This window comes from Brucella sp. HL-2, assembly GCF_025846885.2.
GTDB classification, from domain to species: domain Bacteria; phylum Pseudomonadota; class Alphaproteobacteria; order Rhizobiales; family Rhizobiaceae; genus Brucella; species Brucella quorumnocens.
In genome coordinates, this window is the sequence record NZ_JAOYTK010000029.1 from 26,792 (window position 1) to 48,820 (window position 22,029).

The following is a 22,029-nucleotide window of genomic DNA, read 5'->3' on the forward strand; positions in this document are numbered from 1 at the left end:
ATTATACCTTTTCCATCTCATCGACTTCCGGTGGCAATTGATCACCATGGGCATAGATCAGCTTTGGCGGATCGAAATCACCCGTTTCAGCATCGCCGGTGTTGGTAAAGGCTATAACCATGGGGCTGCTGATAGCCATGCGCTCAGCCGTGCGCCGAGCGTGGGCCACGTCTTTCGCAATGAATGGGCTATCAGGCTGCAATTTCCCGCCCTTAACCTTTGTGTAGCTCTGCACGATAAAATTAGTCTGCATGCCCATTACCCATACTCCCTGTTACGCTTGTTATGTGCGACAGGATGACTCAGAATTGAGAACAAATAAAGAACATTTTAGGGAGAACTTAACGAATGGTTAATGGCATTTTGTCGCCGCTAGATGTTGTGGATCGGCAGCAGCCTACCGCAAATGCTGGCTGTGGATAACAGAATCGATTTATAATCATTGCGCTGTATGAATGGAGATCGCTATGTCGAGACAGAAGTCACCCCGCGAACGAGCCGCCCGTGCACTGTGTCGCAGGCATGGCGTCCCAGAAGACACTAAGTTTGAAGGCCGTCCAATGTGGGAAAGCTATCTGGATGAGGTGGATACGGTGCTGAAAGCGGCGCTATCGCCAGAAGAGTTTGAAAAGTTGAAGGCGGGACGTGAATTATGAGTGAAGAAAAAGCCAATGTTACAGATGCCTTGGTTCAAGGCGTTAAAACAAGATTCAAGGGCGACGACACTCCTGTAACAACAGAAATGGTGGCTGACATATGGGCCCAATTTCTCATTGTTCACGAAATGATGAGCGACCTGACAAAATTGCATTCGCCTTGGGTTCCCGACGAAATGAAATCCGAGGCCTTCAAGGACCTGACAAAAAACCTTCAAAAGTCTATCAGTCACATAGCAGACACATTAGCTGCCTTGCCCCTGAAAACCGGGGGCAACAATGGCTGAATTTACTGTTCATGATTTCACTGAGGCTTTCAAAAATCGACAGGCAGAGGCTGACAAAATTGCCGCCGAAGCTGACCGCCCCTTGAAAGATGGCGGCGGCAGTGGCACATTTGATGGCATGAGCACCACCGATATCAACAACAGACTGACACGCTTAGAAGGCGGATGGAGCACATTCCAATTCGCTAGCGGAATTGTGTCTGCTGTTATGGTCGGCATGATGGCCGTCTTAATCGGCGCAATGGCCCTTTTGTATTCCGCGCAGCAGGCAACGCAGTCGGATGTGCGTGATCTTGCAGTGAAGGTTGACGCCTTGCCAGATAAAATTAATAGCAACCTTATGGAATTGAATCGGACATTGTCTCAGGCAATTACTGCCTCGAAAGATCAAGCCCCTCAGGTGATCTTGATTCCTGCGCCTCAGGTTCATCCACAAACCGCACCTAACCCGTAAAAGTCCGCCGCTCTCATCATGATCGGCATCTAAGACCCTACCAAGGGCAGAGCCTCGCGAAAGCGGGGCTTTTTTGTGCCCGTATTTAAAAAGCATTCTTCATTCAAGACTTGCGTTATCGGCAACCTACTTCTTAGGGTTTATTTACTTTAAGGCGCACGATACGGTTTAATCTACATCGAGCCACCCACCAATGCATATTCGCTCGATGCAACTCCCGGCGCGCACTGGTCTGCGCGCCGTTTTTTTGCGCCACGCGCCGCGGTTCACATAACAACCTCCCCTGTCTGAATGCTTAAACCAGTGCTTACCGCTCTGCGCTTCAATGCCTGTGATTCTAGCACGGTTTGCGGCGGCGTCAAAAATATTCGTACGTTTTGCACTTTATCGTACATTTTGTACTTGACTATGTGTCGTACGTTTTGTACGGTTATCTCAACAAACGAGTTGGGAGCAACGAAATGCACTCCACATACCAGATCACCGGAAACGACCTTGCGAGAGCCTTTGCAGGCATTGCGCAGACGGTAAACAAGCCAGCGGTTAAGGCTCGCGATAACACCCGCCAGCAGCGCGTTATGCAGATGGCTTGGAAGCTCTACCGCGCAAAACAGGCCGAGAACCTCAAAGAAGCTGAATACGCCAAGGCTAATCTTCCAGCAAATCGCTTTGAAAAGTGGCTCAAGAACCAGACAGGCTTTAACGCCAAGCTATTCGGTCATGCCCTGCGCGATGCTTACCAGTCAGTTTTCATCGAAGAAAACGCCCACCTGTTCACTGTCACCAGTGATGAAAGCCGTTTCATCGGCTCAGACAGCCGGTGGAGGTAAGATGATGGCCGAGATTAAAACGGGCGGTAACGCATTCCCCATTCCCGGTGATCAGCAAGACGAAACGTTCAACGGTATGACGCTCCGCGATTACTTCGCTGCGAAGGCTTTGGGCGGCTTCGCGCAGGCGTCCATGAATAATGATTGGCCTTACAATTCAGAAGCTATGGCCAAAGAAGCCTACGAATGGGCCGACGCCATGATCGCAGCCCGCGAAGGCGGTGCGAAATGATCCTCTGCACCCTCGCCCTCACCCTTCTAATCATCGCCATAGCAGCAACAGCAGCAACGTTTCTCATGCTTTGCCATGCAGAAACAATGGCGGAAATCGCTCGGAGTGAAACTGATGCGCTCTAAAGAAAAAGTACCGCTGAAAATATCTGTGATGCCGTCGACCTCAACTCGACAGTTCAACATTCAGAGCAACTTTAACCGCGCTACAGGCGATTGGGACGACATCTACATCGACATATCCGGTTACTTCGGGAAGTTCTCACCGCACACGTTTGCTGCTGCCCCTGAGATGCTGGACATTCTGGACATCGTTTCTGCCCTTGATATCGATCCACGTGTATTGCGCCGAATTGATGATCTCAGAGCAAAAGCCAGAGGTGCAGCATGACCGCCGATCACCTCACCCTTGCGAAAGTCGATTTGTTTCTGGTCGCAATCAGCACATGTCGACCAGTTGAAGAGCGAAAAGAAGCAATCTTCGACTTGCTGGCAGGATGCTTGCCCTCAGACGTTCGCCCAATCCTCCATGAAATTCTCGAAGAAATCGACCCGATTTCCTGCATCCATGAAAGGACAGCAGCATGAGCGCTCAAGCACTTGATATTCAGCATGAGAACACTGCACCGGTTCAGAGTGGCGAAACATCGGTGACGAACCTTACACCGATGCAGATGGCCTACCAGCTTATTCAAGGTGGCGCTGATCTTGGATCAGTAAAGGAAATGCTCGCAGTCAGCAAAGAACTTGCCGCTGATCAAGCTAAACGTTCGTTCTCAGTGGCAATAGCGGCGGCAAAGGCCGAGCTAAAGCCAATCGTCAAGAATCGCGATGGACATAACACAAGGTACGCTGACTTTGCGGCTATTGCAGCTGCCGTTGACCCAATCATAACAGCTCACGGCCTGTCCTATCGATTCCGCACTACCCAGAACGATGGACGCAATCAGGTAACCTGCATCATTGAGCACGTTGACGGTCACGCAGAAGAAAATACCATTTCTGCTCCGTCTGACACATCAGGCAATAAGAATGCTATTCAAGCTATAGGATCAGCCCTTACCTACCTCCAGCGCTATTCGTTGGTGCAAGCTCTTGGAATTGCTGTCGCGCATGACGATGACGGCAAATCAGCGGTTAAAGGGCCCGAACTTATCAGCAAGCAGCAATTTCAGCAGATCAATCGCTTGCTGGGAGAGGCTAAGGTTGATGTCAGCGAGTTCTGCAAGGCCTACAAAGTCGATTGTGTGGCCGACCTGCCTGCTTCATTCTTTGATGAAGCTGTAAAGCTTCTGAAAAAGAACATCGCTAAGGCCGCAATGGATGGCGCAGCGAAATGATTGAAGCCTGGAAACCGGTCCCATCGTTTGAAGGCTTCTATGAAGTATCAAGCATTGGTCGCGTTCGGAGCGTTGATCGCATCCTTTCGAACGGCAAGCGACGCCGTGGGATAATGCTAAATACGAAGATTTCGAAGAGTGGGCACATAAATGTGCGACTTTGCAAAAACGGTTCCCATCATTGGAGATGGGTTCACCGCTTAGTCCTCGAAGCATTCACTGGCAAAGGAACTGTTGGCGATGTGTGCTGCCACAATAATGGTCAGCCGTCCGATAACCGTGTCGAGAATCTTAGATGGGATACTCCTGCAGGGAATGAAGCAGACAAGATAACTCACGGCACCATTATGCGCGGCAGTAAAAACGGAATGTCACGATTGATCGATGACGATATCCGATCCATTAGGCAGATGCATACTTCCGGAGTACTTGGAAAAGTTATTGCCGCTCGCTTCAGCGTCACGCCAGCAAACATATCCTCAATTATTCAACATAAGACATGGAGGCACGTTCGATGAGCGGCGTTCAAGTGTTCGATGACATCCAGCAAGGATCAGAAAGCTGGTTTGAAGCAAGATTAGGAATCCCTACAGCAAGCAATTTTGCCACTGTGATGGCAAAGGGCGACGGCAAGACACGCAGTAAGTACATGCGTAGGCTAGCTGGAGAGGTTATCACCGGAGAAGTTGCCGAACAGTTTTCTAACATCCACACAGATCGTGGCAATGCAATGGAGGATGAGGCGCGGCTAAAGTATGCGCTATCAGAAGGCGTGTCCCCTTACCAAGTTGGGTTCATCCGCAACGGCGAAAAGGGTGCAAGCCCTGACAGCCTGATCGGCGTGATCGGCGGCTTGGAAATCAAGACTGCTATTCCCGATATCCAGATCGACCGCTTGGAGCGCAACCGCCTGCCGCCAGAGCATAAGGCACAGGTGCAGGGCAATCTTTGGATATCAGACCGGGAATGGTGGGACTTCGTTTCTTACTGGCCTCGCCTGCCGATGCTTTGCGTCCGCGTGTTCCGCGATGAAGATTACATCAAAACCATGTCCGACGAGATTGACCGCTTCAACGATGAGAAAGCGGCACTGATCGAGCGCATCCGCTCTTACGGTCAGGAACCAGCGAAGGAAGCAGCATAATGTCTAGCGCTCCTATTCCTATGACATGGGACGGCGAAGCCATGGTGCCAGCCTCACCATACTGGGCCGCGCGCGCTGATCGTCAGTTTGTCGTCGGTGAAGTCTATAAAATGGTCGAACATCACGACCGATCAGAAGCGAGCCACAACCACTATTTCGCTTCGATAGGTAATGCTTGGGCAACATTGCCTGATGATCGTCTGGCGGAATACCCAACTGCAGAACACCTTCGCAAAAAGATGCTGGTCAAGTGCGGCTATGCTGATGAGCGAACCGTTGTCTGCGCAAGCAAGGCAGAAGCCGAACGGGTCGCCGCTTTCATCAAGCCAATGGACAATTATGCTGTCGTGGTTTTCCACGAAGCTGTCGTGAAGGTCTACACCGCACAAAGCCAAAGCCTAAAGGCCATGGGTAAGCGCGAATTTCAGGAAAGCAAAGAAGCCGTTCTCGCTGCAATTGATAGGTTGCTCGGCGTTGAACCCGGCGCAACAGCGAAGGCAGCAGCATGAGCCAGCCCCTTCTCATCAAAGCCCATATTCGCAGTCGACCACATGACGCGGTGAAAGTCGAAAAGACCAAGCAGCTTGAGCGCGAAGTGCGCGGCAAGTTCGACCGTGAATGTGTTCTTGAGCTGGATATCGTGCTGTCGCTCACCGACTTCTCGGAGGTGCAGCATGCGCACAGTTCCTGAGTGGATCGGCAAGACCGACAATTCTATGCCGACCGACAATGTGAAAGACCGCATACGAGATAGGCAGGGCGACAAGTGCGCTCTCACCGGCCACAGGTTCAAGCCCGGCGATAAGGTTGAGTACGATCACGTTGTGCCTCTCTGGCTTGGTGGTGAGAACCGAGAAAGCAACCTACAGGCTGTTCTTGACACTGATCACAAGCGAAAAACGCAAGCAGAGGCAACGGTTCGCGCCAAGATTACCAACATCAGAAAAAAGCATCGCGGGATCAGGAAAGAGCCTTCAATGGCCGGTTCCAAGAACTCCCGCTTCAAGAAGCTCATCACCGGCGAAGTCATTGACCGTCGCACAGGTGAACTCGTCGGAGGCTTGCGCCCATGACCATCCCAGATGAAGCAGTACAGGCGGCACAGGACGAATATCAGCGTCAGGGAGAAAAGCACAACTGGTCACGTTCATGGCCAGATGCAGAATGCATGACTGCAATCCTCACAGCCGCCCTACCTTTCCTGCAAGGGGTGAAGGTGAAGGCGCTGGAGTGGTCAGATCATCAACATGGATCACGATGCGCCACTGATCGAGTATACGACATCAGTATATGGATGGAAGGCGGAAAGCCTTTGTACGTCGACAGCTACACGACAATGCGCCGCTTTCGCATAATGAACGAAGCCAAAGCCGCAGCACAGGCCGACTATGCCGCTCGCATCCTATCCGCAATCGAACCCGCCCCATCCCCGCGTGCGCAGGCGTTGGAGGAAATGCTAACCGCAGCATACGTTCGTGGCGCAGATTGGGCTTATGAGAATGGCCCTGATTTCGCAGAATATCGTTTCAAGGCTGCAAACGATTATACCGAAGTCAAGATGCATGAAAGCGCCCTCTCGTCTCAGCCTCTATCGGATGGCTGGTTGCCGATTGAGACGTGCCCTCCCGAACATGTCTTGTTTTTCGGGGTGGATAGGCACGGGGATAAGGTAGCTGCGGAAGGGTTTAAGGCAGTTAACGGGACGCTTTGCGTGGGAAATAAGGACTTGAAGCCCTTCACTTTCACCCACTGGCGTCCCCTCCCAGCCTCACCGGGAGCGTCGGAATGAGCAAGCCCTACTTCGAGAATAGCAACGTTACCTTGTACCTGGGTGATTGCGCAGATGTTTCTGCATCGTGCGATCTGATCGTTACCGACCCGCCTTACGGACAAGGGTTCGTCAGCGGCAAAGCCGGTGGTAAATGGGGCAGCCTTCTTGGTGACGATGATGCTGAAGGTGTTGAGGACCGTCTCTTACACGCTCTCAAGAGCCTCCGGCGCGGACGCCACGTTTACATTTTTAGCGGGCGCCTAGACCTTTCAAAGCTCCCGTTGTGCGGCATCACTGAACTTATCTGGGATAAGGAGATGATAGGGATGGGAGACCTGAGTTCGCCTTGGGGGCCACAGCATGAGAAAATCGTGTTCGCCAATTATGAGATTAGCAAAGCTAATCGCGAGAAAGGTTACGGAGCTTTGTCAGCACGACTGCGCAAGGGGTCTATTCTTCGTAGTCTTCGGCCAAATAGTGGTCGTGTGAAGCACCATCCGACTGAAAAGCCAGTAGATGTACTTAGACAACTTATCGAAAGCAGTAGTGTAATGGGTGAGACCGTATACGACCCATTCGCGGGGAGCGGCTCTACTATTGTCGCCGCAATATTAGAGGGAAGAAAAGCTGTTGGTTGCGAAATTGACGAGCGGTACTGCGAAACAGCCGCCCGTCGCATCGAAAGGGCTATTGCAGAAGGAGGCAGCGATGCAGACGCTTGACCAAAAAGAAGCCTTCCTGCGTTCTTGGTTTGATGTTCCTGAAAACGTTCATTGGGCGCATGGCATGTCTAATGAAGTAGAGAAGGAAATTAGCGAAAGCTTTGACAGAGCCATTGCCGCTTGGAACACCCGCCCCGCCGAGCCGGTCAAGGGCGAGTTGACTATTCCGCGAAGCCCGACCGAAGCCATGATGAATGCGGGCCTTTACCATTGCAGCCACGATATGGAGTGGTCCGACCTTTATACGGCATGGCAGGCAATGTTCGATGCCGTAATTCTAGACGGTGGCCTTACAGAAAAAGCGAAGGCTACCGCCGCCCCGGTCGAGGGGTTGGAGACTGTGCTTTGGGCTAAAACAGACGTTAACGGGCGCACCGCCGACACTACCGACAGCAACGCAATAGCTGATGTTTGGAAGGAGCAGGGCCTTATCCTTCGCGAATACATCATTCGCCCCGCGTCAACGGCGCTGGATACATTCTGCTGGATAAAAGAAGACGGCAGCATGTGGTTCAATAAGCCCGAAGGAGCTTCAAAAGCCCTCTACCTCCAATCGCAGGCCGAGGCCATCATTGCGGCGGAACGGGCGGAGAAGGAACAGGCTATCAAGGAACTTAAACAGCTTGTCGTTTCCTTTGTTCATGAACATTTCCCTGAGAACAAAGTATTCAATCCATTTGACGACCTTCTTGGACTAATTAGTCAAATCGACAATGCCTGCACAGTTGCGAGGACATACGTCGATAAGATCGCAACCTTAGAAGCCGACAACGCGGCGCTGACTGCGCGGGTTAAGGAGTTGATTTTCAAAGGGCGTTTAGTGTTGGATGTCCTCAATGCATGGGAAGATGATTGCGACTTAGTGAACTCTAGAAAGTTTATTTCTGATTTCCGCGCCGCCTTGGAGGCCAAGCCATGAGAGACCAATCACTCCTGAACAGTTCGGCGGCGAATGTATTGAAGGTTGAGCAAGTCCACCAGATCGTCAGCCTGTTCCATTTCAAGGCCATCCTGCGGAATGCCATTAACTTCGGCAGGCATACCCGTGAATATGTCGAACACGGTCCACGAGCCGTCTTCTTCCTCGCGAAGATCGTATCGGTTTTCAGTCATACTGCTGTCCTCCTGGTAACAACCATACGCTCGTACTTTAACGAGGCCAAGCCATGATCTGGTTTCTAATCCTGAAAAGCGGCGTCGTCGCAGGCACGATAGGTCCATCACCTCTCACGCTAGAAGAATGCAACAAGTTCGCTCAAGAGCGCACCGTCGAGGTCAATCAGGTCATTTCAACTGGCATCAACCTCCAGGGCGAGCAAGTCACGGCAGCGCATATAGAAGGCTTCAAGACCCTATCATTTCGCTGCATTGAGCAATCACATCGTCCACAATTTGGAGATCGCCCATGACCCTCATTGACAGACTATCCAAGCTGGTACGGGGAAAGAAGCCTGAAAAGTTCACTTCGAAAACGAAATATTACCGCGCTTTCTACCATGAAATGCTCAGATATTGGCCGGGCGTAACCTCATCAGAGGCGAGAGAGTATGCACGAGAATACACAAGCGCTCAATTCGGCGCGTCTGGCTTCGATTGGAGTGAGGAAGCCGCACGCGATCTTGCCCGTAGATACGTCGAAGAATTTGGAGAGGCTAGCCATGGCGAGTAAGGAACTTGTCGCTCAAGTGGAGCAAATTATCTGGCGGGATCGCGCACGTGTAATTCCGTCACGATCCGCTGACTTGGCCAATGAAATCCTTTCCACCATCCTCGCCGCGCAGAATGAGCATATCAAAGCTGAGGCTGACGGTTATATCGAGAATTTCAGAACGATGGATCGCATCAACGCTGTGCATGTCACCCGTGCATTGGCCATGTTGAAGCGTCGTTTGATCGACGAGAGCCCACTAGGGGAGCAGAGCGAATGAAGCTGACCCGCGAGGAATTTCTACAACAGATGGTTTTGACGCTTGCTGCAAAACAAGACCGCTTCGTTGCGACTACAGCTGTTGATGTATCGATTGTAGCTTTTGAGCACATCAAGGCCAACGTTCTCAAAAACAGTGCCGAATTTACGACTGCCGGTCGCCAAGCCCTGAAGGGCGGTGAGTAGATGCGTATCACCGATCTTGAGAAGTTTGCGCTTGAGCAGATTTGGCGACCTTACCGGAGTACTGTTGGCTATGAGAAAAGGCTTGAGCATCTGCCCGTCTCGCTGGAAAGCACCGCCGAAAGTCTGAAACAAGATACCGAATGGACCCGCTGTGTTCTTGACCGTTTGCGAGGCATGAACAGGCACAGGCGTATCACCTTCCCGTCATACGTTCAGCATCCGCTTGTCGATGTTGTCCGCACTGCACTGCATGAAAGGGGGAAGTGATGAGCGATCTTCTAACAATCACCACTTATCGCGGTCAGGATATCCGCGACTTACCCAAAGATGACCTGATTAACATCATCCTCGAAATGATCGTTGAAAATCACCGCACCCAAGAAATGCATCGCCTCGAAATTGAAGGCTGGAAAATGCTCGTTGAAGTTGGAGGGAGAGGATGACATCACTTACCCACACATACGGCAATGAAACCCGTTTTGGATTTACAGCCCGCCCTCGCCTGCGCAGAAAAGACGTTCCCCAATACCTACGCGATGTGCATGGACTTGATATTTCGATAGCGACCCTAAACACGATGGCGACGAGAGGCGGAGGGCCGACTATGCAATACTCAGGTCGCATCCCCCTCTATCACAGGAACGATCTGGACGAGTGGGCCAACAAACGATTGTCTAAGCCGGTTCATTCGACTTCAGAGCTTTGATTATCTTCATCAATAGCCGGTTTGCCATCAAGCAGACTGGCTATTCTTTTTGAAACTTGATCGGCAGCAGATACAAGCGCTTTATCAGCTACGTGAGCGTATCGTGCCGTGACACCAGGCACTGAATGCCCGAGCATTCCTGCTATCGTCAGTTCCGAATATCCCATTTCAGCAGCGACAGAAGCAAAGGTGTGACGCATTACATGGAGACTCACATCTTCAAGTTTGGCCTTTGAACAAAGCCTCTCAAGAACTCGCGGCAAGCCAACATAATGCCCCTCTCCTCGTTCTGCTGGAAATACCCACCCATTTTTGCTCTCAATATGCGCGATGGCAGAAAAGGCCCACTGTCCGATTGGCCGGATTTGTGCGCCAGTCTTTGTATCACCAAATCGAATTGATCCCTTTGCAGGATCGATCCACTTAACGGGTAGGGCTAGAACTTCCATACGTCGACAGCCTGAAAGCATCAGAAATCGCAACGCTGCAAGCGCCACTTCGGACTCATCATCAGCCTCTCGCATAACCTTTCCGAGCCGGGAAATCTCTATATCCGAAAGAAAACGGTCTCGTTTTCCAGCCTTCGGCTTCTTTATTCCGCGCACAACATTCTCTGTGACGACTAATCCAGCTCGTGCAAACTCTAAAACAATACCGAAAATAGTTATCGCCCGCGCTGCTGCTGCCTTCCCGCCTGTAGTTACGCCGCCACGTCCCTCTCGTTTCTTAGCCGTCTTGCCCGCTGTAATGTCGTTCTGCAACTTCACAATGTCGGCGCGCGTCAGGCTCACTACTGTTCGGTTGCCAATCAATGGATTAATATGAGAGCGCAATTGGCCCTCATTAATTGAATATGTGTTCGGCTTAAGACGTGGCTTTGCATCTTCGAGATACAGAGCGCAAAGCTCTGAAACGGTGATAGATTGCCGTAATCGTGCGCGATCTGCGGAAGGGTCATTGCCTTTGAATACCTCCCCTATCTTCTCCCGCGCCAATTGACGTGCCTCATCGGGCGTCAATGCGCCAACGCGGCCAAGGACCATTTTGCGCTGACGGCCTTCGGCATTCCGGTATTTTATGATATAAGACCCAATACCAGACGGCATCATGCGAACCCCAAAGCCTTTTAGCTCGCTGTCCCAAAGATATTGTTCGCCTTGACTGGAAGGCTCGAAGGCATCAATTATTCTCTTCGTTAGCTTTGGCACTTCGACCCCATCATAAACTTGCGCGGAACCACGGCGGAACCAACTGAAAGCAAATATGATAGAAGTCTGTCAATCTCCGACAAACTGCGTCAAACACTAAGTCATTGAAATTGCTTATTCCGACAAACAAAATAAAACTTGTACAAGTGCCAACAAAGAAACTACTCGAAAATTCGTAATGATGGGGTCAGCAGTTCGAGTCTGCTAAGCGGCACCAGATTTTACGAGAAAATTCAACGACTTATATTTTTATCCTCGTCGCGACGTTTCGATTTTTGAGCGCTGGTAGCCACCGGGTAGCCACCAGTTAAGAAGCAAAAAGAAACGCATTGCGTCAATAGATTGACCCTGCCTACCCGCAAGCAGGCAGGGCTATTCGTCTCCTCGTGTGGCTTCTCGGTATTCGACCATGCAGCAGTTTGACTCAATCAACCGTCAGGGCCGCGAATGCACGGATTAACCCAATTGCAGACAAGTGGAGATTTCTTATGATATTCAGCGCCAAGATTAAATCCTTCATCTGAGTCGTCACTTTCGATGAGCAACCTCATGCACCCGCTTATCATCGACATCCAGACCGAACGCCTACAACTCAGGCCCTTCTCTGCCGCTGACTCGGGAGAAGCATTTGATTCAATCACTCCAACGTTGACCCGTTTTATGGCTTTTGATCCTCCGCCATCACGGTCAGCATTTGAGGTGGTCTGGCGTCGGTGGCTTTGCACGATCGCAGATGGGTCTGATCTGACTTTTGTGATCCGGCATCGTGAGAGCGGCAGCTTCATAGGTCTGGCTGGATTACACAATACACAATCGCCCGAACCTGAACTAGGTATCTGGGTGAGTGAGCAGGAACACGGGCATGGATACGGGCGTGAAGCAGTGCGGGCCGTTGTGAAATGGAGTGCATCTGTCTTCAGTCCGCGTGCATTCCGTTATCCGGTCGCCGAAGCCAATCATGCGAGCCGGCGTATTCCCGAGGAAATGGGCGGCCAAGTAGTCGACCATGATATAACGCCGAAATACCGGTCAGTGATTTATCGGATCCCTTCAACTCACGCAGAGGTGTAGCCAAGGGTAGATCAATGCTCCCTCAACACTCCGTGAAGGAGGCAATGGCGATCCCTGCAGGATTCGAACCTGCGACCTACGGCTTAGAAGGCTGTAGGATATTGTTTAAGATCAACGTCAGTTCCAACTTTTCGCTTGCCGTGCACGCTTCAGAATGCGGCACAGTTGGAACTTTTTCGGCTATGCATTATCCTGCGCCCTCTGCGCTGGCAGGAGGAATTATGACACCAGATCAATTGCAGGATCGACTGACAGATATCGGATGGACTCCAGAAATTCTCCGCCATCAACTCAGGTGCGCTAAAACGCTTGTAGACACATGGCTTACAGGGAAACGCCCAGTTCCCCCACAGGCTGGCGCATGGTTGAGTGCGCTAGCCGCTTGTCATCGTGCCGCCGAAAATGGCAAACCACACTCTTTAAATGAAAAGAAATTCGTAGAACCAAGCTAAATGCAAAAAAGGGTTGGAGCCCCAGAGGTTCTACGCAAAGTTGCTGCGCCCGGAAACAGAAGATGCGTAGGGCTTTCGAGCCGTTGTCTGCGGCGTGAGGTTATACATACACAACCGTTTGCCGCCAACTAATAGGGCTACTCGCATAATTGTAATGTGGCTAGTTTGGGCCGTTATTTTAATTATTTGGAGACCAAATATGCGCATTCTCACACTTGAAGAAATGGCCGCAGTTTCCGGCGGACATTATACTGACAAAGATGGTACCACCCACATAGATAGAGTTAGTGTTGGTGGTGATGGCGGTCGATCCGATAGCGCTGGCGGTGGGCGTGATAACATGGGCCACAGTGTTGCTCGTCAGACTAATCGTGACGAGGTTACAGGCTATGTGGTTTTTCCAGGTGGTGAGGCCGGTAAGACGGGTCGCTACGTAAACGGTGAATTTACTTTAGAAGGTTTTTCAGTTGGAGCCGGTACGAGTGGCGTTAACGGCACCGTCAATTTTAAAAAGCGTGAAAGCCATAACTAAGCGAGCACGAAATAAGTAATTGAATTACCCTCTCCTTCTCGAAGAGGAGAGGGCTTCTTCAAAGGATTGCCTGATGCGTCAGTGGTTGGTTAAATTGGTCGTGTTAGTTATGGTGGGGCTGCCCGTGGAAGAGGCATCATCAGACTCTTTAGCCTACGGTGCAGATGGCGCTGGGCGTTTTATTGACTTTTTTCAATCGGTTGTAAAAAAGCAAACAATCAACCATGAGAGCCGGGTTTGGCGGTGGCCAGCGACGATAGAGACATGTATTTATGGCGAATACAATTCATTAGATAAAATTAGATTGGAAAGTAATATTGAACTAATAGAGGATCTAACATCGTTAAGATTCACAAATACATTAGTTCAGGATATCGACAGGTGCCCGACGCAAAGCTTGCTTTTTATTAGGTTTAATTCAGAGAATGAAGCGGCTCGAAGAATAATATTTGATGATATAAAATACCTTAATGATATTACTGGAAGAAGCTACATTCAGTCTTTTTCTAGCATTAGTAGTTTTGCAAATGGAAATTATGGAATTGGGGGGAAAATTTCTTCATACATGTATATGTCAACAAGAAATTCTATAGGTTTAAATTATATTACTGACAGAGATGCTCTGAATGAGTTAATGCAGAAGCCTTTATTCCAAATACTGACTGGAATTGATAATGTTGACAATCAAAACGGTGAGAGTACTTTTCTTCGTGATGACTTAAAAACATTCGCATTTCCTTTGTCTCACGGAAAACTTAATTTTATGGATAGAAGCAGAAGAACAAACCTCTGTTTTGATGATGCCATGCTCTTAAGAGCTTTATATGATGAAGAATCAGTGCTGAGTAATCCAAAGGCGGAAATCAGCTCTTTTATAAAATATATATCAGAAAATTACACTAAATTGTCGAGTGATGTTTCTGTAATAATGAGTAAAGATAAATATAAGAGTATTTTATCAAGGAAATGTTAGTTTGTTTGTTTTGAATCGGTATTGTTTTAATTTGAATATTTATTAAAAGTCAGAAAGTATGTGAGTGATCGCCTTTTTGTTGTTATGAACAAAGTACTCTCCCCTCTCTTTCGCTCTGAATCTGTTACTGCGCAGCGCGTGGCTTGGTAGTCCTAGGTTGATTCAGCCGATTTCGGTGCAGGCAGCCACAGCTGTCGGGCTGGGGGTGGTGGCGCTTATTGTAGCTGTTCTAGTCTTTGGCGAATATACACGCCGTGTTCGTGTCTATGGCGCCGTCGTTCCAAATGCGGGTATTTTGCATGTTTTTACACCGCAAACGGGGCGCTTGTTACAGGCATATGCGACGGATGCAGCAACCGTTAACGCAGGCGATCCGCTGTTTCTAGTTGGGACAGATACAACGACCAATTTGGGCGACACGGAAACAGTCGTCAAAGAGCAATTACAGAGCCGCATTGATGAACTTGGCGAGGCTATCAGGCAGCGTGTGCAGCTTGATAAGGTGGAAAAGCGTGCTCTCAGAGAACGTAAGTTCGCCACCCAACGCGAGATCGAACGTGTCGATGCGCAGATAGGGCAGACAAGCGATTATATTACTGTCCTCCAGCCCCGCGCTGACAAGTATCGCCGACTGGTCGACAAGGGCATTACCCTTGAGCGTAGCTTTGAAACGGCTGAACAAAGCTACATGCAAAGCAGACAGGAACTGGAAAGCCTGCGCAGACAGCGGGTCCAGCTTGAAGGCACTGTAACCGATATCAGTTCAAAGCTGGATGGCTTTGACGCGTCGGCGGCGATTGCCCTTGGCGAAATGCGCCAGCGGATTGCCACGCTGAAGGAGCAACTGGCGCAGGCAGAGGCGCGACGAGCTATTGTGATCCCCGCTCCGGCCAATGGCAGTATTGCAGCCATCCTTGCGCATTCGGGCCAGCTTGTTGCGGCTGGTACACCGCTTGTGTCGATCCTGCCGACAGGCGAGAGGATGGAGGTGCATCTGCTCGCTGACAGTAAGGCTATCGGCTTTATCAGAAATGGTGCGCGGGTGCTTTTGCGCTACACAGCCTTTCCTTATCAGAAGTTCGGCCAATATGGCGGCCGGATCACCAAGGTGTCTCGTGTCACCTTACGACAGGCCGAAACCGACGCCGACGCACTCGCAGCTCAGCCACAACCCGGGCAGGCGAAATACCGTATTACCGTGCAGCCCGATCAGCCTCACGTCATGGCTTATGGTCAGGTTGAGCCACTAAGGGCGGGTATGAGCGTTGAAGCGGACATGCTACTCGATACCCGCCCGCTTTACCAATGGCTGCTGGAGCCTCTTTACAGCCTGCGAGGACGCGCAACCGATCAGGCGGCTAACAATCCTTCATGAAGCATGGCCTGAACTTTTCCCTATCGTTGAAACGGCAATTGCCAGTCATTCTGCAAACTGAGGTCGCAGAATGTGGGCTTGCGTGTTTGGCCATGGTTGCAGGTTATTATGGCCATGACACGGACCTCAGCACCTTACGGCGACGTTTTTCTGTTTCGGTGAAAGGGCTATCGCTTCTCGACCTTTCGAGAATTGCGAGTGGTCTCTTCATCGCAACCCGACCGTTACGAGTCGAGCTTGACGATCTGTCAAAGCTTCAGACGCCATGCATACTTCATTGGGAACTACGCCATTACGTGGTGCTGGAGAAAGTAACAAGCAAAGGAGCATATATTCACGATCCTGCGCGCGGTCGGCGCATGGTGTCTTTGAATGAGTTATCCGAATGCTTTACGGGTATTGCACTCGAACTCTGGCCCTCAGAAGGTTTTGAGCGCAAGGTTGAGAAAGAACGCATTCGTCTTACAGATATGTTCAGGCGCATCAGCGGATTGAAGCGAGCGCTATTCCAGATATTTGCCCTGTCACTCTGTCTGGAAGCCATTGCGCTGCTTACACCGATTGGATCGCAGATCATCTTCGATGAAGTGATTGTGGCGTCGGATCATAATTTGCTGACACTCATTGCAATTGGACTTGGGGTTCTGGTCGTCCTTCAGCTTGTCCTTGGGCTGGCCCGGACATGGGCCGTGCTCATCATGGGCACAAATCTCAGCCTGCAATGGACAACCGCACTGTTTGATCATCTGTTGCGTCTGCCGCTCTCCTACTTTGAAAAGCGCCATGTCGGTGATGTCGTCTCCCGTTTTGGATCGTTGGGTCGCATTCAGTCGGCGCTTACGACAGATCTGGTGAGCGCTGTGCTCGACGGCATTATGACGATCGGCGCTTTCGTGATGATGGTACTTTATGGCGGCTGGCTGACAGCAATCGCGCTGATTACCCTTTTGCTGCATCTGGGCATCCGCGTTGCTGCCTATCACCCTTATCGGGCTGCCAACGAGGCGGCGATTATTCAGGGAGCCAAAGAGAATTCCCACTTCATCGAGTCTATCCGCGGTGCTGCCAGCATCAAGACGATGGATTTGCATGAACGCCGCAGAGGCACGTGGCTGACACTGTTGGTCAATTCTATGAATGCGGGCCTGCGCATTAAGAAGCTCGATATGCTGTTTGGCATCATGGGAACGTTTCTTGCTGCAAGCGACGGTATTATCATGCTGATCCTCGGTACCCGCTCAGTGATGGATGGTGCAATGACCGTGGGCATGCTCATTGCTTTCCTTGCCTATAAAGATCAGCTGGTTGGGCGTGTCGGTGCCCTCATCGATCTGGCAATTAGCCTGAAGATGCTTTCCCTTCACACCGAACGCATCGCAGATATTGCGCTGACAAAAACAGAAGCCGTTGCTTCTCAATCTGCACGACCAATGGCAGTACCCACTGTTCAATCGTTGCCGCTGCGGGCTGAAGAGGTTCACTACACCTACGGCGAGGGATTGCCTGAAGTTCTCAGCGGTTTAAGTCTGATGATTGAACCGGGCGAGTGCGTGGCGATCACGGGTGCATCTGGTTGCGGCAAAACCACGTTGCTTAAAATCATGGCTGGTCTGATTGAACCCAGTGAAGGAAGGATTTTACTGGGGGATACGGACATCAAGCAAGCAGGCCTGGTAAACTATCGAAGGCACATTGCCACAGTGTTACAGGATGATCAGCTTTTTGCTGGCACGATTGGAGAAAACATTTCCTGCTTTGATCCGCATGCCGATCAGGCATGGATTGAAGAATGTGCTCAGATGGTTGCTATGAGTGATGAAATCATGGCGATGCCTATGCGGTATGACTCCCTCATTGGCGATATGGGAAGCTCACTATCCGGAGGTCAGAAACAACGGCTATTTCTCGCGCGTGCGCTTTATCGCCGACCATCGATCTTGTTTCTAGACGAGGCTACAAGCGCTCTGGATGAAGCGAACGAGCGCCGCATTAATTCGGCCGTTTCAGCCTTAAAGATCAGCCGTGTTCTTGTCGCGCATCGACCATCAACCATCGCGCAGGCGTCGCGGAGAATAGATTTGAGTTAGTCATACCCGGCAATGCAAGCGATATGCCGACGCTGACGGGATTACGAAAAGTTGCACCGCCAACGGCGGATATCCATGCGCTCGCCATCCTAAATGACATAGATATCACGGCCTTCGCGAACCGGGTGAAGGCCGTGAAAAAAGCTGGGTCGCTGTTAAGGTTTACGTTTCAACTTATCGGTCACAGCTTCGAACAGGGCATCGCTGATCCACATACCAGACACACAGACGACAGTAACGCAAAACTCATCCTAGAGCATTTCTGCATTAAGTTGAGTCATCAGAAATACTCTATCTTTTTGTTTTTACGCACATATTGGTCCGAAAACCGGTTCCCACTTTTCGGGATGCGCTCTAGTAGTAAATATTAGACATCGGCCTTTACATATATCCAATTATTGATACTGTAATACTGCGCCAGTGGTGAGTATATTATTACATACTTATGATGTATTGGCGTAACTCCTACTTGGTGCTGGGGCGCAAGTAGGAGTTTTTATTTATAGTTTTTCTAATTTATTATTTACCGCATACCGCAATTAATTGCGAGTGGTTCTTAATAACCGTCCATGCTTTAAACATCGTGTGTTATGTAATGCACCTGATCACGTAGCACATCGCCCCGGTGTTAATCGCCCATCCCCTAATCTCCACGAACACCGGGGCATTCCTTCTTATCCTACGCCAGTACTGTTGACATCGGATCGAACCGGCTCGCTCATTTGTGGAACCAGCCCCATATTTTCAGGCTGTTCTCGTATAGAGATGCAATGCCGACGATTACCGCGAGAATGGTTATCGCCATCCATTTGAAGACATGGCCCATCGTGCGCACGGTCCCGTAGAACTTGATCGCATCTTCCAGATTGTCGATATCGTCACCATCGAGCTTCGAAAGAAATTCTTTCGTTCGCTCGGGAAGTTCGACCATTCGGTGCGCTGTTACAGCTTCATTGTCCATTGGCATCTCCTCAATCCCCCGCCAAGCCATCATAAAAGTCAGCACATCGATCTGTGCGCGCATTCTGTCGATCAAGCGCCTGCCGTTCACGCTTCAGCACGGATCGAGCTTCCGCCCCATCGATTAGCGCTGCATGCTCTTCTTTTCTGCGGCAGTCATCGGGATAGGCTGGCAATTGCCGCTCTGCCCGCGCCTGCCCTGCCTGTTCCGCCGCCTCCTGCAAAAGCTTGTCACTTGCGCAGGAACTCAATGTCATCGCGATCAAGCAGGCAAACCCGCCCTGCATCAGCAAGCCGCTGTTCATAGTCGGCAATCTCCTGTTCCGTTTGTTCAATGCGGGCGGCTTCAGCTGCGCGTGCGTTGCGCAGCTGCACTTGATAGGCTTCGATAACGAGATCATTGGCACGCCTGATTGATTTGAGCTGGTCGAGTTCAGCCTTTAAGGCCAGCGCCTGAAACTCAGGCACCAGCCCTTTTTTCGCCTGCCCCTCAAACGCGGCCCCGATATAAGGAATACCCTTCAGCACCGGGACGCCGTTGTAATAAATCGATGCAAGCACGATCCCGATTGCAACGCCCGCAGTCAACTTAATGGCGTCGAGGATCTGGCTCATTTCAAACCAGCCAGACAAAGTTCAAGCTCACCGATACGTTGCGCATCGCCCAGCTCGCGCCGCTTACGCAAACCTTCCACGACCTTGCCGCCAGCTCGATTGAATGCCGTCATGGCGTTGCAGGCCATACGCCATTGCTTTTCCGTCATACGCCTAGCGGCAGTCGATTTGCAGGCAGCACCGGTGCCGATATTGTATGAGAGATCCAGCATCGAAGCCTGCAAGCTGATAGGAGCCTGATCAAAGGTCCGGATGCATTTGCGAAGCGGCTGTCGGAAATCAGTTTCAAGACGCTTGATTAGCATTTCCTGACACTGTTTATCGGTGTAGCTGTCGCCTTTTTTGACGCCTTTGGTTTCCCCCAGGCACACAGTCCAGACCTTGCCGAGCTGGTCGTAATAGGCATGGTTCTCCATGCCCTCCCACGGCGCAGTCAGATATGTTGCAGTCAACGCAACCAAGCCAAGACCAGACGCCAAAACCGCCTTTGCACGTTTACTCATCGCGAAAATCCTTCTGTGATTTAATGCGCATGACAAAGGCCAGCACCGTCACGACGAAGGTGAGAGCTGCAAATGCGCCTGTGGGGATGGGGAAAGCGTCACCCAGATAGGGCAACACAACTTCAAGGCCGGACAGAATTGCAGCGGCCAGCAGCAAGCGGATGCTCCACGCATAGCGAAGCACCCGCCTCCAATCGGAGACAAGTTTCATGATTGTGTCCGGCAATAAAAAGCCGCCTCAAGGGCGGTGCTTTCAATTAGATTATGGGGTTGGGCTACTTGCCTTCGAGACCTTCTATTTCCTCTGGCGTCAAACCGGGATGACTGTAGTCAGGTGTACCGTCTTCGAGAACTGGCACGATTTTCTTCGGTGGCTCGCGGCCGAGCGCTTCAGGAAATCGTGGATGGCCCTTTTTCCCCACCTTGGCAGTATCGGTGATTTCTTTCGTGGTGTCGGTCATCATGCGGTTTCCTTCTCAAATTCGACGATAAGTTTTCCTTCCGCGTCTGTGGATATGCAGCCTTCCCAACGCACATAAGGGTCATTGCGGCGGGCGGTCACAAGCCAAGACACAAGATCGTTGCTGGTCTCGTCTTCACAGATAAGTTCAAACGTTGCGCCGTCGATCTCTGAAACAGAAACATGAGCCTTCGGGCCAGTTTTCAAGATGCTTGAGACCCAAGCGTCAGCCCAAAGATTCATATAGGTTCCCGGCATGACACCTCGATATTCTTCGACATTCACAGTCGCACGGCCATTCACAAGGCGCGTCCGTCCGCGATAATGCAGACCCATTTCATCACTTTCCGTCGCACAATGCCGAAGGTCGTAATTATCCGGATCGACGGTATGATCGATTTCAAAGTTCTTGGCAGCGCCTATGATTGCGCCCGGCGCTGTAAACGAACCATCACTCTTAAACAGGAACTCGCGCGACCCACCCGGAAATGCGGTTTGGATCATTGTTGCATAATACTCGCCCGGAGCATGCTCGGCGAGGAAGCGGCCTGCTATCTGATCACCAATGAAGCACGAAACTTGATTTGAGTACCGTTGCTGCGCTGTTTGAGCGACATAGGTGTAAAGAGCTCCATCAACGCGCACTGGACCGTTGACAATACCACCTGCCGACAAACTAAGCTTATCGTTCAAAGCGCTCTGCATAGCCGTACTGATTGGTAGAGCGATAAGCTCAATTTGTTCAATATTCTTATTTGCGTTGGTGCAAAGCAATTTGTTAGCAGCCAAAGCTACCTTAATGAGAACGCCAGCCGCATTAGTCTGCAACAACTCATTGCCAGTGAAATCAATCGCGTTCAGATCTTCGATGTTTCCAATACTTATCTCCCGAATGATCTGCGCGAGCCGATCATTCATCTGGATATTGGATGTCGCAGCGGCACGCTGTCGGTCAACCGCATAAGGCAGATCTGCGCCGCTTTCTCCCGTGAAGGGATAGGCAAGCGTCAACGATGTTTCACTCTCGACGGAATAGATCGGATAGGATCCACCGCCGACGAAAATCACCCCGCCATCGATCAATGCTGTTTCCCAGCCGGTGCCAGTGCCAGTCACGACAGCAGAGCCGTTTTGAACGGTCACATCGCCAATGGTGTAAAATCGGTCCTGATAGGCCATAGTTTTCCCCTCCGCCTGTCACAGGCAGATTGCAGAACATGAATTTTCAACGAGATTAGTAGAGGCGCGCAGCACCCAGAACGTAGTATCGCGCGCCAGTCGGATCCGGCATCGAATATTCTTCGCCTGAATCGGCGCGCATATCGGTTGGCCGACCGGGGCTTAGATGTATGACCATGTCATTCTCACGAACGACAGTGTGTGAGTCAGAGCCGAATATTGGGTCTGACGCATTTTTGATGACGATTTCTTTCACATTGCGCCGATCAACCGTGCCTGAAGAAGATCCAGCTTGGCACGCCCATACATTTGCCTTTTAACGAGCTTCAGCTTGTTGATCTGCCCTTCGACCTGGCCGTT

The 22,029-nt window shown here is 50.8% G+C and carries 40 protein-coding genes; 29 read left to right on the forward strand and 11 right to left on the reverse strand.

Annotated elements, in window-relative coordinates:
* Window position 1: 1 nt before the first annotated feature.
* Window positions 2-253, reverse strand: a complete 252-nt coding sequence (locus OIV19_RS20310; protein WP_264233395.1) for a hypothetical protein — start codon at window positions 251-253, stop codon at window positions 2-4.
* Window positions 254-467: 214 nt separating this feature from the next.
* Between OIV19_RS20310 and OIV19_RS20315 the strand changes: the two genes are divergently transcribed.
* The 17 genes from OIV19_RS20315 to OIV19_RS20395 all read left to right on the forward strand — a co-directional run bounded on the left by OIV19_RS20315 (window position 468) and on the right by OIV19_RS20395 (window position 8,354).
* The gene (locus OIV19_RS20315; protein ID WP_264233397.1) at window positions 468-656 is read left to right on the forward strand and encodes a hypothetical protein; all 189 of its coding nucleotides are present in this window, start codon (window positions 468-470) and stop codon (window positions 654-656) included.
* The gene (locus tag OIV19_RS20320) at window positions 653-943 is read left to right on the forward strand and encodes a hypothetical protein (protein ID WP_264233400.1); all 291 of its coding nucleotides are present in this window, start codon (window positions 653-655) and stop codon (window positions 941-943) included. The genes OIV19_RS20315 and OIV19_RS20320 overlap by 4 nt, the downstream gene beginning before the upstream one ends.
* Window positions 936-1,397: a hypothetical protein gene (locus tag OIV19_RS20325; RefSeq protein WP_264233402.1), complete on the forward strand. Its 462-nt coding sequence runs from the start codon at window positions 936-938 to the stop codon at window positions 1,395-1,397. The genes OIV19_RS20320 and OIV19_RS20325 overlap by 8 nt, the downstream gene beginning before the upstream one ends.
* Window positions 1,398-1,858: 461 nt before the next feature.
* The gene (locus tag OIV19_RS20330) at window positions 1,859-2,227 is read left to right on the forward strand and encodes a hypothetical protein (protein WP_264233404.1); all 369 of its coding nucleotides are present in this window, start codon (window positions 1,859-1,861) and stop codon (window positions 2,225-2,227) included.
* A 1-nt stretch (window position 2,228) separates the two neighbouring features.
* The gene (locus tag OIV19_RS20335; RefSeq protein WP_264233406.1) at window positions 2,229-2,459 is read left to right on the forward strand and encodes a hypothetical protein; all 231 of its coding nucleotides are present in this window, start codon (window positions 2,229-2,231) and stop codon (window positions 2,457-2,459) included.
* A complete protein-coding gene (locus tag OIV19_RS20340) occupies window positions 2,456-2,584 on the forward strand; it encodes a hypothetical protein (RefSeq protein ID WP_264233408.1) in 129 nt (42 codons plus the stop codon). The genes OIV19_RS20335 and OIV19_RS20340 overlap by 4 nt, the downstream gene beginning before the upstream one ends.
* Complete coding sequence (locus tag OIV19_RS20345) at window positions 2,574-2,849, forward strand: hypothetical protein (RefSeq protein ID WP_264233410.1); 276 nt, start codon at window positions 2,574-2,576, stop codon at window positions 2,847-2,849. The genes OIV19_RS20340 and OIV19_RS20345 overlap by 11 nt, the downstream gene beginning before the upstream one ends.
* Window positions 2,846-3,046 (forward strand): hypothetical protein, encoded by a 201-nt coding sequence (locus OIV19_RS20350; RefSeq protein WP_264233413.1) that lies wholly within the window; start codon window positions 2,846-2,848, stop codon window positions 3,044-3,046. Before OIV19_RS20345 ends, OIV19_RS20350 begins: the two co-directional genes overlap by 4 nt.
* Window positions 3,043-3,798, forward strand: coding sequence for an ERF family protein (locus tag OIV19_RS20355; protein ID WP_264233415.1), 756 nt, complete (start codon window positions 3,043-3,045; stop codon window positions 3,796-3,798). The genes OIV19_RS20350 and OIV19_RS20355 overlap by 4 nt, the downstream gene beginning before the upstream one ends.
* Window positions 3,795-4,316: an NUMOD4 domain-containing protein gene (locus tag OIV19_RS20360; RefSeq protein WP_369698106.1), complete on the forward strand. Its 522-nt coding sequence runs from the start codon at window positions 3,795-3,797 to the stop codon at window positions 4,314-4,316. Before OIV19_RS20355 ends, OIV19_RS20360 begins: the two co-directional genes overlap by 4 nt.
* A complete protein-coding gene (locus OIV19_RS20365) occupies window positions 4,313-4,942 on the forward strand; it encodes a lambda exonuclease family protein (RefSeq protein WP_264233417.1) in 630 nt (209 codons plus the stop codon). Before OIV19_RS20360 ends, OIV19_RS20365 begins: the two co-directional genes overlap by 4 nt.
* Window positions 4,942-5,451, forward strand: coding sequence for a hypothetical protein (locus OIV19_RS20370; RefSeq protein ID WP_264233418.1), 510 nt, complete (start codon window positions 4,942-4,944; stop codon window positions 5,449-5,451). Before OIV19_RS20365 ends, OIV19_RS20370 begins: the two co-directional genes overlap by 1 nt.
* Entirely contained in the window at window positions 5,448-5,633 is a 186-nt protein-coding gene (locus OIV19_RS20375; RefSeq protein WP_264233420.1) for a hypothetical protein, read from the forward strand. Before OIV19_RS20370 ends, OIV19_RS20375 begins: the two co-directional genes overlap by 4 nt.
* The gene (locus OIV19_RS20380) at window positions 5,617-6,015 is read left to right on the forward strand and encodes an HNH endonuclease signature motif containing protein (protein WP_264233423.1); all 399 of its coding nucleotides are present in this window, start codon (window positions 5,617-5,619) and stop codon (window positions 6,013-6,015) included. The genes OIV19_RS20375 and OIV19_RS20380 overlap by 17 nt, the downstream gene beginning before the upstream one ends.
* On the forward strand, window positions 6,012-6,731 hold the full coding sequence (locus tag OIV19_RS20385; RefSeq protein WP_264233425.1) for a hypothetical protein: 720 nt from the start codon (window positions 6,012-6,014) through the stop codon (window positions 6,729-6,731). Before OIV19_RS20380 ends, OIV19_RS20385 begins: the two co-directional genes overlap by 4 nt.
* On the forward strand, window positions 6,728-7,435 hold the full coding sequence (locus OIV19_RS20390; protein ID WP_264233427.1) for a DNA methyltransferase: 708 nt from the start codon (window positions 6,728-6,730) through the stop codon (window positions 7,433-7,435). Before OIV19_RS20385 ends, OIV19_RS20390 begins: the two co-directional genes overlap by 4 nt.
* On the forward strand, window positions 7,422-8,354 hold the full coding sequence (locus tag OIV19_RS20395) for a hypothetical protein (RefSeq protein WP_264233430.1): 933 nt from the start codon (window positions 7,422-7,424) through the stop codon (window positions 8,352-8,354). The genes OIV19_RS20390 and OIV19_RS20395 overlap by 14 nt, the downstream gene beginning before the upstream one ends.
* Before the next feature lie 8 nt (window positions 8,355-8,362).
* Here the strand turns inward: OIV19_RS20395 and OIV19_RS20400 are convergent, their stop codons facing one another.
* The gene (locus tag OIV19_RS20400; protein WP_264233431.1) at window positions 8,363-8,548 is read right to left on the reverse strand and encodes a hypothetical protein; all 186 of its coding nucleotides are present in this window, start codon (window positions 8,546-8,548) and stop codon (window positions 8,363-8,365) included.
* A gap of 53 nt (window positions 8,549-8,601) precedes the next feature.
* Here OIV19_RS20400 and OIV19_RS20405 point away from each other — a divergent pair, with 53 nt between their 5' ends.
* Genes OIV19_RS20405 through OIV19_RS20430 form a run of 6 tightly spaced genes read left to right on the forward strand, consistent with a single transcriptional unit; the run spans window position 8,602 to window position 9,991 of the window.
* The gene (locus tag OIV19_RS20405) at window positions 8,602-8,844 is read left to right on the forward strand and encodes a hypothetical protein (protein WP_264233433.1); all 243 of its coding nucleotides are present in this window, start codon (window positions 8,602-8,604) and stop codon (window positions 8,842-8,844) included.
* Window positions 8,841-9,104, forward strand: coding sequence for a hypothetical protein (locus OIV19_RS20410; protein WP_264233437.1), 264 nt, complete (start codon window positions 8,841-8,843; stop codon window positions 9,102-9,104). Before OIV19_RS20405 ends, OIV19_RS20410 begins: the two co-directional genes overlap by 4 nt.
* Window positions 9,094-9,363: a hypothetical protein gene (locus OIV19_RS20415; RefSeq protein WP_264233438.1), complete on the forward strand. Its 270-nt coding sequence runs from the start codon at window positions 9,094-9,096 to the stop codon at window positions 9,361-9,363. Before OIV19_RS20410 ends, OIV19_RS20415 begins: the two co-directional genes overlap by 11 nt.
* Entirely contained in the window at window positions 9,360-9,548 is a 189-nt protein-coding gene (locus tag OIV19_RS20420; protein WP_264233440.1) for a hypothetical protein, read from the forward strand. Before OIV19_RS20415 ends, OIV19_RS20420 begins: the two co-directional genes overlap by 4 nt.
* Window positions 9,549-9,815, forward strand: coding sequence for a hypothetical protein (locus tag OIV19_RS20425; protein ID WP_264233442.1), 267 nt, complete (start codon window positions 9,549-9,551; stop codon window positions 9,813-9,815).
* Window positions 9,815-9,991 carry a hypothetical protein gene (locus tag OIV19_RS20430; RefSeq protein WP_264233444.1) on the forward strand — a complete coding sequence of 59 codons (177 nt, stop codon included), beginning with the start codon at window positions 9,815-9,817 and terminating at the stop codon, window positions 9,989-9,991. Before OIV19_RS20425 ends, OIV19_RS20430 begins: the two co-directional genes overlap by 1 nt.
* A gap of 241 nt (window positions 9,992-10,232) precedes the next feature.
* Here OIV19_RS20430 and OIV19_RS20435 read toward each other — a convergent pair whose 3' ends face one another.
* The gene (locus OIV19_RS20435) at window positions 10,233-11,462 is read right to left on the reverse strand and encodes a site-specific integrase (RefSeq protein WP_264233446.1); all 1,230 of its coding nucleotides are present in this window, start codon (window positions 11,460-11,462) and stop codon (window positions 10,233-10,235) included.
* 549 nt (window positions 11,463-12,011) lie between these two features.
* Between OIV19_RS20435 and OIV19_RS20440 the strand changes: the two genes are divergently transcribed.
* From OIV19_RS20440 to OIV19_RS20465, 6 genes are all read left to right on the forward strand, one after another.
* Window positions 12,012-12,533 carry a GNAT family N-acetyltransferase gene (locus tag OIV19_RS20440; RefSeq protein ID WP_264233448.1) on the forward strand — a complete coding sequence of 174 codons (522 nt, stop codon included), beginning with the start codon at window positions 12,012-12,014 and terminating at the stop codon, window positions 12,531-12,533.
* Between the two features lie 44 nt (window positions 12,534-12,577).
* Window positions 12,578-12,985 (forward strand): hypothetical protein, encoded by a 408-nt coding sequence (locus tag OIV19_RS20445; protein WP_264233450.1) that lies wholly within the window; start codon window positions 12,578-12,580, stop codon window positions 12,983-12,985.
* Window positions 12,986-13,184: 199 nt separating this feature from the next.
* Window positions 13,185-13,517 carry a hypothetical protein gene (locus OIV19_RS20450; protein ID WP_264233451.1) on the forward strand — a complete coding sequence of 111 codons (333 nt, stop codon included), beginning with the start codon at window positions 13,185-13,187 and terminating at the stop codon, window positions 13,515-13,517.
* Between the two features lie 73 nt (window positions 13,518-13,590).
* The gene (locus tag OIV19_RS20455; protein WP_264233453.1) at window positions 13,591-14,490 is read left to right on the forward strand and encodes a hypothetical protein; all 900 of its coding nucleotides are present in this window, start codon (window positions 13,591-13,593) and stop codon (window positions 14,488-14,490) included.
* A gap of 175 nt (window positions 14,491-14,665) precedes the next feature.
* Entirely contained in the window at window positions 14,666-15,865 is a 1,200-nt protein-coding gene (locus OIV19_RS20460) for a beta-barrel domain-containing protein (RefSeq protein ID WP_264233455.1), read from the forward strand.
* On the forward strand, window positions 15,862-17,952 hold the full coding sequence (locus OIV19_RS20465) for a peptidase domain-containing ABC transporter (RefSeq protein WP_264233457.1): 2,091 nt from the start codon (window positions 15,862-15,864) through the stop codon (window positions 17,950-17,952). The genes OIV19_RS20460 and OIV19_RS20465 overlap by 4 nt, the downstream gene beginning before the upstream one ends.
* A 718-nt stretch (window positions 17,953-18,670) precedes the next feature.
* Here the strand turns inward: OIV19_RS20465 and OIV19_RS20470 are convergent.
* From OIV19_RS20470 to OIV19_RS20505, 8 genes are all read right to left on the reverse strand, one after another.
* Window positions 18,671-18,913 (reverse strand): hypothetical protein, encoded by a 243-nt coding sequence (locus OIV19_RS20470; RefSeq protein WP_264233458.1) that lies wholly within the window; start codon window positions 18,911-18,913, stop codon window positions 18,671-18,673.
* A gap of 10 nt (window positions 18,914-18,923) precedes the next feature.
* Window positions 18,924-19,169 (reverse strand): hypothetical protein, encoded by a 246-nt coding sequence (locus OIV19_RS20475; protein ID WP_319637625.1) that lies wholly within the window; start codon window positions 19,167-19,169, stop codon window positions 18,924-18,926.
* Complete coding sequence (locus tag OIV19_RS20480; RefSeq protein WP_264233459.1) at window positions 19,144-19,527, reverse strand: hypothetical protein; 384 nt, start codon at window positions 19,525-19,527, stop codon at window positions 19,144-19,146. Before OIV19_RS20480 ends, OIV19_RS20475 begins: the two co-directional genes overlap by 26 nt.
* Window positions 19,524-20,030, reverse strand: coding sequence for a lysozyme (locus tag OIV19_RS20485; protein ID WP_264233461.1), 507 nt, complete (start codon window positions 20,028-20,030; stop codon window positions 19,524-19,526). Before OIV19_RS20485 ends, OIV19_RS20480 begins: the two co-directional genes overlap by 4 nt.
* Window positions 20,023-20,241 carry a DUF7940 domain-containing protein gene (locus tag OIV19_RS20490; protein WP_264233463.1) on the reverse strand — a complete coding sequence of 73 codons (219 nt, stop codon included), beginning with the start codon at window positions 20,239-20,241 and terminating at the stop codon, window positions 20,023-20,025. The genes OIV19_RS20485 and OIV19_RS20490 overlap by 8 nt, the downstream gene beginning before the upstream one ends.
* A 64-nt stretch (window positions 20,242-20,305) precedes the next feature.
* On the reverse strand, window positions 20,306-20,494 hold the full coding sequence (locus OIV19_RS20495; protein WP_264233465.1) for a hypothetical protein: 189 nt from the start codon (window positions 20,492-20,494) through the stop codon (window positions 20,306-20,308).
* On the reverse strand, window positions 20,491-21,669 hold the full coding sequence (locus OIV19_RS20500) for a hypothetical protein (protein ID WP_264233468.1): 1,179 nt from the start codon (window positions 21,667-21,669) through the stop codon (window positions 20,491-20,493). Before OIV19_RS20500 ends, OIV19_RS20495 begins: the two co-directional genes overlap by 4 nt.
* Before the next feature lie 55 nt (window positions 21,670-21,724).
* Window positions 21,725-21,847 carry a hypothetical protein gene (locus OIV19_RS20505; RefSeq protein ID WP_264233471.1) on the reverse strand — a complete coding sequence of 41 codons (123 nt, stop codon included), beginning with the start codon at window positions 21,845-21,847 and terminating at the stop codon, window positions 21,725-21,727.
* Window positions 21,848-22,029: the final 182 nt, after the last annotated feature.